An 11,978-nucleotide genomic window follows, 5' to 3' on the forward strand; every position below is an offset into this window, starting at 1 on the left:
CGTCGGGGTGGCAGGATTCGAACCTGCGACCTCCTGCTCCCAAAGCAGGCGCGATGACCGGGCTACGCTACACCCCGAGTTATTTATTAATCGCAACTTGGACGCGATACTGGCGGAGAGACTGGGATTCGAACCCAGGCATCCCGAAGGATGACAGCTTAGCAGGCTGCTGCATTACCACTCTGCCACCTCTCCATTAATTTTTTTAAGAACTTTGCAAGTGTTTTTGCGGTTGCAAATGTAAGATATACTAGTGAACCCTGCAAACCTTTTCTTTCTTTTTTAGTAATGAGTTCTATGTTTACGATATAATATTCTTCATTTCAGTAGATTATAAATTTTAAAAAAAATTAATTTTTTTTAAAATTTATAAAATTAGCTACTGTACTTATAATTCTATCATGTTTTTTAACAAATGGATTTTCTGTATTCCAAACATAACCTGCTAAAACAGCACAAATTTGTTTTTTTAAATCTGGATTAGGAGATTGGTGAAATATAATATCTTGTAAATTTCCATTATACCATTCTTTAACATAGCTTGAAAACACTTCAACACCTTTATTCATATAGTTTTCATAGTCTTGTTGCCAATGTACTTCTTTGCCGTTTAATTCTGCTAAAGCTAATTTTGCGGCTTGTAATCCAGATTCTGTAGCAAAACTAACTCCAGATGAAAATATAGGATCTAAAAATTCAGCACTATTACCCGTTAAGGCAAAATTATCTCCGTAAAGTTTTTTTACACTCTTCGCAATATGATTTATTTTTTTTGGGGTAAATTCAAACGGATAATCATTAAATCTTTCTTTGTAGTACTCTAATTTAGCAAGCATTTCTGAAAATGCTATTTCAGGATTAGTGTTAAATTGATTAAACCAATCAGTTGGGGCAACGAAACCTAAACTTGTTTTTCCGTTGGAGAAAGGAATATACCAAAACCAAACTTGCGTTTCTAAAATTTCAAAAGTAATTAATTCACCTTCTTTTCCTTTTGGTCGATTTGTTTCTTTTATATGTGTGAATAAAGAAGAATGAGCAGCTAGTTTAGATGGTTTTTCTAAGTTCAATAATTTAGCTAATACTCGTCCAAAGCCACTACTATCAATAACAAACTTAGCTTCAATTTCTGTAATAGCTCCAGTTTTATCTTTAACAGAAATTATTGGATTTTTTTGGTTAAAATCAGCAGCTACAACTTCCGTTTCAAAAGCAATATCAATACCGCGAGACTGTATTTCGGTAGCTAAAATAGTATCAAAATCAGCTCTTGGTACTTGCCAAGTCCAATCCCATCCTTCCCCAAATTTATGACTAAAATCGAATTGACCTATTTTGTCTTTTTTTATAAAGCGAGCTCCATGTTTTTTTTGAAAGTTAGCTTTTTTTAATACTTCCAATAAACCGGCTTCTTCAAAATTATCCATACACCGAGGAATTAAACTTTCCCCAATAACAAAGCGTGGAAATTGTTGTTTTTCGATTACTTTTATTTGTATGTTATGTTGCTGAAGATATCCGGCAGAAACCATTCCTGAAGGTCCGGCACCAATTATCAAAATATCAGTGAATTCTTTTTTCATGTTTTTTCTAAATTATTCCAATTTACTCGAAACAGTGTAGATTCTTTGTAAATATACTACATTTGTTGCTGAACCGGATGGCGTTTCATCTAACCAAAATACTATGTTTAGCATTAAGGCAGCATTAAAATTAAAAGATTTTAATCAGGTTTTATTTGAAAATCAGCAGCTTGAAATTTCAGAAGAAATTCTTGAAAAAGTAGCTAGCTCATTTTCTTTTCTACAAGAATTTGCAAACAATAAAGTTATTTATGGGGTAAATACGGGCTTTGGCCCAATGGCACAGTATAAAATAGATAATAAAGATCGGTTACAATTACAATATAATCTTATTAGAAGCCATGCTTCAGGAACGGGTAACATGCTAGATCCGTTATATGTGAAAGCTTCAATGCTAGCGCGTTTAAATACACTTTCATTGGGATATTCAGGAGTAAATACTTCGGTTTTAGAAACAATGAAGCAGTTAATAAATAACAATGTTACACCTATTATTTTTGAACATGGCGGAGTAGGTGCATCTGGAGATTTGGTGCAGTTGGCACATTTGGCCTTAGTGTTAATTGGTGAAGGAGAAGTGTTTTATAAAGGAGAACGAAAACTTACAAAATCGATTTTTAAGCAGCTAGCAATAAAACCTATCGAAATTAAATTACGAGAAGGTTTAGCGCTGATAAATGGTACGTCGGTAATGACGGGGATAGGAATTGTAAACCTAATTTATGCTAAACGTTTGTTAGCATGGTCGGTTTGTTGCTCTTCAATGTTAAATGAATTGGTCTCTGCTTATTCCGATCATTTTTCTTCGGAATTAAATACTTCGAAATTACATGGTGCTCAACATGAAATTGCAGAAATGATGCGCGAGCATCTAAAGGATAGCAAGCGAATTAAAAATCGGCAAGATCATTTATATCAAAATTCTTCAAATACAGAAGCTGTTTTTTCAGAAAAAGTTCAGGAATATTATAGTTTGCGTTGTGTTCCGCAAATATTAGGTCCGGTTCTAGCTACTATTAATTCCGCAGAGAAAATTTTAATTGATGAAGTAAATTCAGCGAATGATAACCCGATTGTTTCCGTAGAAAAACAAATGGTATATCATGGCGGAAATTTCCATGGTGATTTTATTTCATTAGAAATGGATAAATTAAAGCTAGTTATTACGCGTTTGTCAATGTTAAGCGAGCGGCAATTAAATTATTTACTCAATAGTAAATTGAATGATATTTTTCCACCCTTTATTAATTTAGGGAAATTAGGCCTCAATTTTGGCTTACAGGGTGCACAATTTTCAGCAGTTTCTACCACTGCGGAAAACCAAACACTTTCTAATAGTATGTATGTGCACAGCATCCCGAATAATAACGACAATCAAGATATTGTAAGTATGGGGACAAATGCTGCAAATATCACTAAAACAGTTATCGATAATGCATATCAGGTAATTGCAGTAGAAATGATGGCGATTATACAGGGAATGAAGTACATTGATAATTTGAATAGTTTTAGCATCCAGTCCCAGCAAATTTTTGAGAAATTTACAGAAAAATTAAAGTTGGAAAAAGAAGATTTTCCTTTATATAAATCTATTGAAGATATCACCAACTATTTAAAAGAAAACGATCCTTATTAAATGAAATACGCTTTAATTACGGGAGGTTCACGAGGAATAGGAAGAGCAATTGCTATGAAACTGGCAGCGGATCTTGGGTATCATATTTTACTCAATTATCATTCGAATACCGAAGCGGCTGAAGCTACTGGCAAAAGTATAGAAGAAACTGGTGTAAACTGTGAGCTTCTGCAATTTGATGTGGCCGATCTTGATGCTACAAAAAAAGCACTTGAAAATTGGCAAAACTCGAATCCTGATGCATTTGTAGAAGTAATTGTAAATAATGCCGGAATTACTAAAGATGGCTTATTTATGTGGATGGGGGAAGAAGATTGGAGTTCAGTAATTAATACATCGCTTAACGGATTTTATAATGTAACCCAACAATTTGTAAAAAGCATGCTTCAAAAACGATATGGTAGAATTATCAATATCGTTTCTTTATCGGGTGTGAAGGGGAATCCGGGACAGGTAAATTATTCTGCAGCAAAAGGAGCCATAATTTCGGCAACAAAAGCTTTAGCGCAAGAAATCGGGAAACGAAAAGTTACGGTAAATGCGGTGGCTCCAGGATTTATAGAATCGGATATGACGGCTGATTTTGATGAAAAAACACTTAAAAAAATGATTCCGTTACAACGCTTTGGAAATGCTGAAGAAGTAGCCGATTTGGTTAGTTTTTTGGCTTCAAAAAAAGCATCGTATATCACGGGAGAAGTCATAAACATCAACGGCGGATTATATTCTTAAAAAATGGCAGATTGGAGCGGGAAATCTAGAGGGGCGGTTTTAGGATATCGTATATATATTACTATAATCCGTACTTTTGGTTTGTATACTGCTTATTTTGTCTTAATTTTTGTAGCACTTTATTTTATATTTTTTGCATTCAAATCCACCAAAAGTATTTTCTATTATTTCCGAAGACGATTTAAATATTCCACACTTAAATCAATTTGGAATGTATATAAAACATATTTCACCTTTGGTAAAGTACAATTAGATCGGGTTGCTATAACTGCTGGTTTAAAAGAACGATTTACGTTTGAGTTTGATGGAATAAAGCATATCGAAAAACTTAGAGAACAAAAAAAAGGAGGGATTTTACTTACCGCACATATCGGTAATTTTAATTTAGCAAAGCACTTTTTTGATGAGAAACGAACTAGCGCAGTGGTTAATTTAGTAGTTACCGATTTTGAACATGAAAATATAAAAAACTACTTAGAACGTATTACTGGAAAATCAGCAGTCAAAATAATTGTACTGAAAGACGATTTGTCTCATATTTTTAAAATGAATGCGGCATTAAAAAATAATGAATTACTGGTTTTTGCAGCCGATCGGTATTTGAAAATGGCAAAAACGTGGACAGCCGATTTTTTAGGAAGTCCTGCAGAATTTCCGCAAGGGCCTTTTAAATTGGCAGTACGCAATAATATACCTGTGCTATTTGTGCATATAATGAGGGAACGGCATTTTCATTATCATTTTTATGCAAGACCTTATATTTCTTCTAAAAATAAACCTAAAGAACTTTTAAAAACGTATATTGAAAATCTTGAAAAAATGGTCAAAAAATATCCACATCAGTGGTATAATTTTTATGATTATTGGAACGATTTCAGCTAACTAAAACTATGGCAGAACAATTACTTAAAACTCCAATATTAGATCCGGAGGAAATTATAAAATTAATTCCTCAAAAACCACCATTTGTAATGGTTGATCGGTTATACGATTATACTGCACTCACTGGAATAACTGGTTTTTTAGTGCCAAAAGAGAATATTTTGGTTGACGATGAGGATGTTTTTTCCGAGCCCGGATTAATCGAACACATGGCACAAAGCATGTCGTTACATCGCGGTTATCAAGGCTATATTTCAGGTTTAGAAAAGCCTAAAACGGGATTTATAGGAGCTATTAAATCGGTTCAAATTTTTAGATTACCTAAAGTAGGGGAAAAGCTTACTACACATGTCGAAATTTTACACGAAGTAATGAAGGTTACTTTAGTTATTGCAAAAACTTTTGATGAGAAAGAGCAGGTAATTGCTACTTCAGAAATGAAAACCGTGACGGTAGATTAATTCACGAATTCTCTAAGATGAATAAAGAATTAATTACACAAACCAAATTACAGGTACGTTTTAGCGAATGCGATTCGTTGCAAATTGTTTGGCATGGTAATTATTTAAAATATTTTGAAGAAGGGCGGGAAGATTTTGCCCGAAAACACGGAATTTCTTATTTGGATGCTAAACAAAACGGAGTTGCCACTCCCATCGTAAAATCGTGTTGTGAACATAAATTACCGCTAAAATATGCGGATGTATTTACTGTAGAGACCACTTTTGTAAATACCAATGCAGCAAAAATCATTTATAAATATAGAATTTTTAAAGCTGAACAATTAATTTGTACCGGTGAAACTGTTCAAGTTTTTATTGATGAAAAAGGAGAATTAGTGTTAAATAATCCTTCATTTTTCTTAGATTGGAAAAAGAAAATGATGCTGATTTAATGAAGAAAATTTATTTACACAACGATTGTATTATTTCTCCACTTGGTTTTTCAACTTCAGAAAATATTGAAAATTTAAGAAAAGGAATAAGTGGTTTAAAACAATATCAGAAGAATCAATTTTTAGATGCACCAATTTGCGCGGGAATTGTTAATTCTGAACAATTAAGAAAAGCATTTTCAGAATTAGGAAATCCGGGAAAATATACCAAATTAGAACAAATGTTTCTATTGGCAGTAGCTTCTATTTTAGATAGTGAAGATGAGATTGATTTATCCAATTGTGGATTGGTTATAGCTACCACTAAAGGAAATATTCATCTTTTAGAAAATACTGGAGATTTTAAAGAAAATCGATTATTATTATCCAAATTAGGTGCTATTATTAAAGATTTTTTTGGTTTTAAAACTAAACCCATTGTAGTTTCTAATGCCTGTATTTCGGGAGGTCTTGCACTTTCTACAGCAAAAAAAATGATTAATGCTGGTAAGTTTTCACAAGCTATTGTGCTAGGAGGAGATATGCTATCCAAATTCATTGTTTCTGGATTTAATTCTTTTCAAGCATTAAGTGAAACTGCTTGTAAACCTTTTTCTAAAGACAGAACAGGAATAAATCTTGGCGAAGCAGTTGCTGGAGTTTTAGTAAGTGATATCCCAAAAAAGAATTTAATAAATATTTGTTTACAGGGAGAAGCGTCTGCTAACGATGCTAATCATATTTCAGGCCCCTCTAGAACTGGAGAAGGTTTGTATAAAAGTATCGAGAAGGCATTAACAGAAGCCAAAATCGATTCGGAGGAAATAAATTTTATTTCCACACATGGTACAGCTACTCTTTATAATGACGAAATGGAAGCAATTGCCATTTCTAGAGCAAATTTAGAGAGAGTGCCACTAAATAGTGTAAAAGGGTTTTACGGTCATACCCTAGGTGCTTCTGCTTTAATCGAGGCTATTTTATCCAAACAAATGATGCTTAATTCAGAAATTTATCCCAGCTTAAATTATAATAAATTAGGCGTTTCAAAACCTATAAATATCGTTTCAGAGTATCAAAAATCGGTAAATTTGAAGTATGTTTTAAAAACAGCTTCTGGTTTTGGAGGTTGTAATTTGGCATTAGTATTTAAAAAGGAAGTGGTAAATGAATAATGCAAATATCGATAATTGGGTACGCATTAAAAATGGAAAAGTTGTAGCAAACGATAAATTGCTTTTTTCTTCGGATAGCGATATTGATAGTTTTCTAAAAGAAACTTTTAAATTTTTAGAAATAAAATATCCAAAATTTCATAAAATGGATCAGCTTTCTAAGCTAGGGTTTATAGCTTCGGAAGTTATAGCTAATACAACTGAATTTACTGAAGATACGGCGCTAATTTTTAGTAATTCTAGCTCAAGTTTGGAAAGTGATGCTAATTATCAGCAATCAATTAAAGATTTTCCGTCGCCTGCACTTTTTGTATATACATTACCTAATATTGTTTTAGGAGAAATAAGTATACGTTTTAATCTTAAAAGCGAAAATGCTTTTTTTGTTGAAGATGCTTTTAGTCCAGGATTTTTACTAACATATTCAGCCCAATTATTACAGTCTTCTAAAGCTGATAAAGTAGTTTGTGGCTGGTTAAACTTGCACAATGCGGAATATGATGTATTTTTGTGGACGGTTTCAGTTGTAATGTGTTTGCCTGAAATTGAAATGAAATTACAAGAAATTTATAATTCCGACTATGACTGATTTGCGTACTGAATTAAAATCCAGTATAATAGAACAACTTAACCTAGAGGATATGGAGGTTAGCGATATTGAAAATGATGAAGCACTATTTGGAGACGGATTAGGTTTAGACTCTATTGATGCATTGGAATTAATTGTTTTATTAGAAAAAGATTACGGAATAAAATTAACCGATCCGCAAAAAAGTCGAGAAATTTTTGAAAGTATCAATAAAATGGCAGAATTTATCGAACAGAATCGTACCAAATAGATGAGTAGGAAAGTAGCCATTACCGGAATGGGAATACTTTCTGCTATTGGGAAGAATGTAATAGAAAATTACCAATCCATACTTAACGGAAATCACGGTCTTTCTAAGCCAGAAATTTTATCAACACGACATAAAAATTTATCGGTAGGTGAAATAAAACTCACTAATGATGAATTGGCAGAAAGTATAGGCTTACCAAAAAAACACACGTTTACAAGAGCGGCTTTATTGGGTGTTTTAGCATTGAAAGAATGTGTGCAGAATGCAAAAATTCATGATTTTTCAAATATAGGTTTTGTAAACGGAACAAGTGTAGGTGGGATGGATATGACAGAGCGTTTTTATCGTGAATATGAAAACGATAAAACGAACAGGCGTTTTATACAAGCTCAACATCCGGGTTTTACAACCGAACAAATTGCCTCTTTTTTTGGTATAAATGGATATGTAAGTACAATAAGTACCGCTTGTTCCTCTGCAGCTAATGCAATTATGATGGGAGCCAGAATGATAGCTTCCGGGCAGTTAGATCGAGTAATTGTGGGTGGAACAGATTGTTTATCGAAATTCACATTAAACGGATTTAATTCGTTATTGATTTATTCTGAAAGTAATCCAAAGCCTTTTGATCGGGATCGCAACGGATTAAATCTAGGAGAAGCAGCCGCTTATTTAGTACTAGAAGCAAAAGATACAATTAAAGATAAACCAATTTTAGGCTATGTTGCCGGTTATGGAAACGCAAACGATGCTTTCCACCAAACAGCTTCTTCCGACAATGGAGAAGGTGCTTACTTAGCTATGCAAAAAGCATTACGTAGCGCAAATTTAAATTCTTATAAAATCGATTATATAAATGCCCACGGAACGGCTACTCAAAATAATGATCTTTCAGAAAGTAAAGCTTTGTTGCGTACTTTTAAAGAGATTCCTAGCTTTAGTAGTACCAAAGGATTTACTGGACATACACTTGCAGCCGCTGGAGGCATCGAAGCAGTATTTAGTTTATTAGCTTTAAAAAATCAGCAATTATTACCGAATCTTAATTTTAAAAATGCAATAGAAGAAACAAAATTATATCCGGTAACTACTGTTAAAGATGCAAAAATAGAATATGTTTTATCTAATTCTTTTGGTTTTGGCGGAAATTGCACTTCATTAATATTCAGTAAAAATGGGCTGTAATCTACACAATGGTATAACCGAAGCAAGATCTGAGAATGCTGAATTTGAAGAAAAATTAGAAATTTCTAAATCTAGTTTTTCGCGTAAATTATATATTAATGGGGTGTCAAGTATCTCGGCACAATCTGATGATATATTAGTTGTTGAAGAACCAAAATATTTTCAGCAAAATATATTTTCAGCACAGGATATTGCTTACAAACAATATATAAAACCTATGATGCTTAGACGAATGTCTAAAGCGATAAAGATGGGTTTAGTAACTGCAAAAAATGCTTTAATGGAGGCTGGAGTTCGTGTTCCTGATGCTATTATTGTAGGAACTGGCGAAGGTTGTAAACAAGACACTGAAAAGTTCCTAGAAAATATTTTAGATGGACAAGAATCCTTTTTAACTCCTACAGCATTTATTCAAAGTACACATAATACGGTAGGAGGACAAATAGCATTAGACTTAAAGTGTACAGGTTATAATATGACGTATACACAAAATAGTGCTTCTTTTGAATCGGCTTTGTTAGATGCTATTCTTCAGTTTAATGAAGATAGAACTATTCGGAGTGTATTAGTTGGTGGGGTAGATGAACTGGCAAAAACAAGTACTCCTTTTTATTATTTAGATGGACAACTTAAAAAAGAAGCAATACCTAACTTGGAGTTGTTAGAATCGGAGACTTCCGGTACAATAACATCAGAAGGAGCAAATTTCTTTTTGCTTTCTAAGTTACGGACTAAAAACTCATATGCTTCTATTCTAGATTGTGCATTATTTAATTCTATTTCAGAATCAAAACTTCCCGATACCATAAAATCTTTTTTAAAACGAAATGATCTTTCTATTTCAGAAATAGATGCTATTGTATTAGGGAATAATGGAGATGTTAGATTCGATAAGTATTACAAAAAACTTCAAGAAGGGATTTTTTCAAATACACTTCAACTTGGTTTTAAACATTTAGTTGGAGATTATAATACAGCTACAGCTTATGCTTTTTGGCTTAGTGCCAATATTATAAAAGAAAACCGTATTCCTGATTTTATTAAAATTAATAGCGAAACAAAGCCAGATTCAATAAAAAATATGCTTATTTATAATCAGTATCTTGGTAAAAATCATAGTTTAACTTTAGTCCAAAGTCTTTGAAATTTAGAATTGTAAATGTTTTAATTTGGTTAGCATTAGTTACTTTTAGTATGTATGCAGCCATTAAAGGTTGGAATTTATGGCCATTAGCAGTTGCTGCTATTTTATATCCTATTTTATTGATTACCGTTTCTGCAAATATTCGTTGGAATTTTTTTTTAAAAGGATACCATCATAATACAGCTGCTACTAATAAAATATGTATAACTTTTGATGATGGACCAAGTGATTATACGTTACAAATTTTAGATATTCTAGATAAATACAATGCAAAAGCTTGTTTTTTTTGTATCGGGCAACACATGGAAAAGCATCCTGAAATTGTAAAAGAAATTTATAAAAGGGGGCATGTTATCGGAAACCATACGTATTCTCATACACGAAAAATGGGATTTCTGTCTTCAAAAACATTAGTTAGAGAAATAGAAGCTTGCGATATTGTAGCGTATGATTTATTACAGCTCAAATTAAATTTTTTCCGACCTCCTTTTGGAATTATAAACCCAAATACAAAAAAAGCTATAGAAAAAACAGGACATCATGTTATTGGGTGGAATCTTAGAACTTACGATGCAATTATAAATGATAAAGAAAAAATAGTTGTTAAAATAAAACGGCGTTTACAGGCTGGGGATGTTGTTTTATTACATGATAATAAGCAACAAACCTTAGCTATATTGGAACAATTATTGATGATTGTTGAAGCAAAACATTACCAGGCAATTAGCCCCGATAAGTTATTTAATATCAATGCGTATAATTAATTTTTTATTCTTTTTCTGTAGTTTAAGTCTTCTAGCTCAGCAACCTTCAAATTTTGCGAAGTTAGAAAAACATACGGAACCCGCTGAATTAACTGTAAAAATGGCTGAAGCTAAAAGCTTGCATTCAGAATTTCGGCAGATTAAAGTTATTGCCATGATGGATTCAGAATCGGAATCTAAGGGAGAGATTTTTTACGAATCGCCAGATCTTATTAAATGGGTCTATAATAAACCATTTTCATATTCTTTACTATTTAAAAACGATCATTTATACATAAACGATGATGGCCAAAAAAGTGAACAAGATTTAAGTGGCAATAAAATGTTTGCCAAGTTAGGAGATCTTATAACAGGTAGCCTAAACGGAGAATTATTAAAAGATGATGAGAATTTTACCATTACTTATTCACACGTAAAAAATGGAACTAATGCCGTAATGATTCCGAAAAATGAAAATTTAGCGAGTATATTTCAGAAAGTAGTAATGTGTTTTTCTAAGGAAAATACGCTTCAATCGGTTAAACTAGTTGAAGAATCTGGTGATTATACAATGATTCAGTTTAAAGAATGGCATTTTAATAAGCCTATAGATAAAAGTGTTTTTCAGCAATAATTGTATTAAAAAATTGATTGTTTTTACTTCCAAAGTAGGTAATATAGATTTAATAATAGCAAAAATATATTTGAGTTAACTTTTATTCATTATTTTAGTCCGCTTAAATCCCTTTTATGTTACTTAAAGACTTTTACAAAGTGATTTCTTCTTCAAAAGAAACCAATCAGTTTGTTACTGAAATTTCAATAAATAAAAATCATCCACTTTATAAAGGACATTTTCCTAATAGACCTGTAACTCCTGGTGTTGTTTTAATGAATTTATTTAAAGAAGAAACAGAACGCCAAGTAGGATGCCTTTTAGCTTTACAAAAAGCGGTAAATGTAAAATTTATGGCAGTTGTAGACCCTACTAGCTGTGCTAATTTGGTGTTAGAAACTCAAATTGACCAAGTAGATAACGAGTATAAAGTAAAAGGAATTGCACGCCAAAATGGAGAAATGGCTTTAAAATTCAATGCAATTTATAAAGCTATTTAAATTTTATTTTTCTTATTTCAGATTGTTATGCTTAGGTAAATTTAATTAATACTTTTGCACGACAAAAAA

At 32.3% G+C, this 11,978-nt stretch carries 14 protein-coding genes and 2 tRNA genes; 13 read left to right on the forward strand and 3 right to left on the reverse strand.

What is annotated here, in order from left to right; translation table 11 throughout:
* Nucleotides 1–2: 2 nt before the first annotated feature.
* The 3 genes from ACN0WI_RS13280 to ACN0WI_RS13290 all read right to left on the reverse strand — a co-directional run bounded on the left by ACN0WI_RS13280 (nt 3) and on the right by ACN0WI_RS13290 (nt 1,583).
* Nucleotides 3–77: transfer RNA gene (locus ACN0WI_RS13280), tRNA-Pro, on the reverse strand.
* Between the two features lie 33 nt (nt 78–110).
* Nucleotides 111–195: transfer RNA gene (locus tag ACN0WI_RS13285), tRNA-Ser, on the reverse strand.
* A 155-nt stretch (nt 196–350) separates the two neighbouring features.
* The gene (locus ACN0WI_RS13290; protein ID WP_417887448.1) at nt 351–1,583 is read right to left on the reverse strand and encodes an NAD(P)/FAD-dependent oxidoreductase; all 1,233 of its coding nucleotides are present in this window, start codon (nt 1,581–1,583) and stop codon (nt 351–353) included.
* Nucleotides 1,584–1,686: 103 nt separating this feature from the next.
* Here ACN0WI_RS13290 and ACN0WI_RS13295 point away from each other — a divergent pair, with 103 nt between their 5' ends.
* The 13 genes from ACN0WI_RS13295 to ACN0WI_RS13355 all read left to right on the forward strand — a co-directional run bounded on the left by ACN0WI_RS13295 (nt 1,687) and on the right by ACN0WI_RS13355 (nt 11,909).
* Nucleotides 1,687–3,219: an HAL/PAL/TAL family ammonia-lyase gene (locus ACN0WI_RS13295; RefSeq protein ID WP_417887449.1), complete on the forward strand. Its 1,533-nt coding sequence runs from the start codon at nt 1,687–1,689 to the stop codon at nt 3,217–3,219.
* Complete coding sequence (fabG, locus tag ACN0WI_RS13300) at nt 3,220–3,951, forward strand: 3-oxoacyl-ACP reductase FabG (RefSeq protein WP_417887451.1); 732 nt, start codon at nt 3,220–3,222, stop codon at nt 3,949–3,951.
* Between the two features lie 3 nt (nt 3,952–3,954).
* A complete protein-coding gene (locus tag ACN0WI_RS13305; protein ID WP_417887452.1) occupies nt 3,955–4,833 on the forward strand; it encodes a lipid A biosynthesis acyltransferase in 879 nt (292 codons plus the stop codon).
* Nucleotides 4,834–4,841: 8 nt separating this feature from the next.
* A complete protein-coding gene (locus tag ACN0WI_RS13310) occupies nt 4,842–5,294 on the forward strand; it encodes a hypothetical protein (RefSeq protein WP_417887454.1) in 453 nt (150 codons plus the stop codon).
* A gap of 17 nt (nt 5,295–5,311) precedes the next feature.
* Nucleotides 5,312–5,728: an acyl-CoA thioesterase gene (locus tag ACN0WI_RS13315; RefSeq protein ID WP_417887456.1), complete on the forward strand. Its 417-nt coding sequence runs from the start codon at nt 5,312–5,314 to the stop codon at nt 5,726–5,728.
* A complete protein-coding gene (locus ACN0WI_RS13320) occupies nt 5,728–6,882 on the forward strand; it encodes a beta-ketoacyl-[acyl-carrier-protein] synthase family protein (RefSeq protein WP_417887457.1) in 1,155 nt (384 codons plus the stop codon). Before ACN0WI_RS13315 ends, ACN0WI_RS13320 begins: the two co-directional genes overlap by 1 nt.
* Nucleotides 6,875–7,471 (forward strand): 3-oxoacyl-ACP synthase, encoded by a 597-nt coding sequence (locus ACN0WI_RS13325; protein ID WP_417887458.1) that lies wholly within the window; start codon nt 6,875–6,877, stop codon nt 7,469–7,471. The genes ACN0WI_RS13320 and ACN0WI_RS13325 overlap by 8 nt, the downstream gene beginning before the upstream one ends.
* Complete coding sequence (locus tag ACN0WI_RS13330; protein WP_417887459.1) at nt 7,464–7,721, forward strand: phosphopantetheine-binding protein; 258 nt, start codon at nt 7,464–7,466, stop codon at nt 7,719–7,721. Before ACN0WI_RS13325 ends, ACN0WI_RS13330 begins: the two co-directional genes overlap by 8 nt.
* Nucleotides 7,722–8,906, forward strand: a complete 1,185-nt coding sequence (locus ACN0WI_RS13335) for a beta-ketoacyl-[acyl-carrier-protein] synthase family protein (RefSeq protein WP_417887460.1) — start codon at nt 7,722–7,724, stop codon at nt 8,904–8,906.
* Complete coding sequence (locus ACN0WI_RS13340) at nt 8,896–10,050, forward strand: beta-ketoacyl synthase chain length factor (protein WP_417887461.1); 1,155 nt, start codon at nt 8,896–8,898, stop codon at nt 10,048–10,050. The genes ACN0WI_RS13335 and ACN0WI_RS13340 overlap by 11 nt, the downstream gene beginning before the upstream one ends.
* Nucleotides 10,047–10,814 (forward strand): polysaccharide deacetylase family protein, encoded by a 768-nt coding sequence (locus ACN0WI_RS13345; protein WP_417887462.1) that lies wholly within the window; start codon nt 10,047–10,049, stop codon nt 10,812–10,814. Before ACN0WI_RS13340 ends, ACN0WI_RS13345 begins: the two co-directional genes overlap by 4 nt.
* A complete protein-coding gene (locus tag ACN0WI_RS13350; RefSeq protein WP_417887464.1) occupies nt 10,801–11,427 on the forward strand; it encodes a LolA family protein in 627 nt (208 codons plus the stop codon). Before ACN0WI_RS13345 ends, ACN0WI_RS13350 begins: the two co-directional genes overlap by 14 nt.
* A gap of 116 nt (nt 11,428–11,543) precedes the next feature.
* Entirely contained in the window at nt 11,544–11,909 is a 366-nt protein-coding gene (locus ACN0WI_RS13355; protein ID WP_417887466.1) for a hydroxymyristoyl-ACP dehydratase, read from the forward strand.
* Nucleotides 11,910–11,978: the final 69 nt, after the last annotated feature.

Origin of the sequence: Zunongwangia sp. (assembly GCF_048269745.1) — a bacterium.
Classification (GTDB): domain Bacteria; phylum Bacteroidota; class Bacteroidia; order Flavobacteriales; family Flavobacteriaceae; genus Zunongwangia.

Excerpts from the sequence above, each read along its gene's own strand:
- ACN0WI_RS13350 (WP_417887464.1), top strand. The coding sequence starts at position 10,801 with ATGCGTATAATTAATTTTTTATTCTTTTTCTGTAGTTTAAGTCTTCTA.
- ACN0WI_RS13305 (WP_417887452.1), top strand. The coding sequence starts at position 3,955 with ATGGCAGATTGGAGCGGGAAATCTAGAGGGGCGGTTTTAGGATATCGT.
- ACN0WI_RS13295 (WP_417887449.1), top strand. The coding sequence starts at position 1,687 with ATGTTTAGCATTAAGGCAGCATTAAAATTAAAAGATTTTAATCAGGTT.
- ACN0WI_RS13330 (WP_417887459.1), top strand. The coding sequence starts at position 7,464 with ATGACTGATTTGCGTACTGAATTAAAATCCAGTATAATAGAACAACTT.
- ACN0WI_RS13340 (WP_417887461.1), top strand. The coding sequence starts at position 8,896 with ATGGGCTGTAATCTACACAATGGTATAACCGAAGCAAGATCTGAGAAT.
- ACN0WI_RS13320 (WP_417887457.1), top strand. The coding sequence starts at position 5,728 with ATGAAGAAAATTTATTTACACAACGATTGTATTATTTCTCCACTTGGT.
- ACN0WI_RS13335 (WP_417887460.1), top strand. The coding sequence starts at position 7,722 with ATGAGTAGGAAAGTAGCCATTACCGGAATGGGAATACTTTCTGCTATT.
- ACN0WI_RS13290 (WP_417887448.1), bottom strand. The coding sequence starts at position 1,583 with ATGAAAAAAGAATTCACTGATATTTTGATAATTGGTGCCGGACCTTCA.
- ACN0WI_RS13315 (WP_417887456.1), top strand. The coding sequence starts at position 5,312 with ATGAATAAAGAATTAATTACACAAACCAAATTACAGGTACGTTTTAGC.
- fabG (WP_417887451.1), top strand. The coding sequence starts at position 3,220 with ATGAAATACGCTTTAATTACGGGAGGTTCACGAGGAATAGGAAGAGCA.
- ACN0WI_RS13355 (WP_417887466.1), top strand. The coding sequence starts at position 11,544 with ATGTTACTTAAAGACTTTTACAAAGTGATTTCTTCTTCAAAAGAAACC.
- ACN0WI_RS13310 (WP_417887454.1), top strand. The coding sequence starts at position 4,842 with ATGGCAGAACAATTACTTAAAACTCCAATATTAGATCCGGAGGAAATT.
- ACN0WI_RS13325 (WP_417887458.1), top strand. The coding sequence starts at position 6,875 with ATGAATAATGCAAATATCGATAATTGGGTACGCATTAAAAATGGAAAA.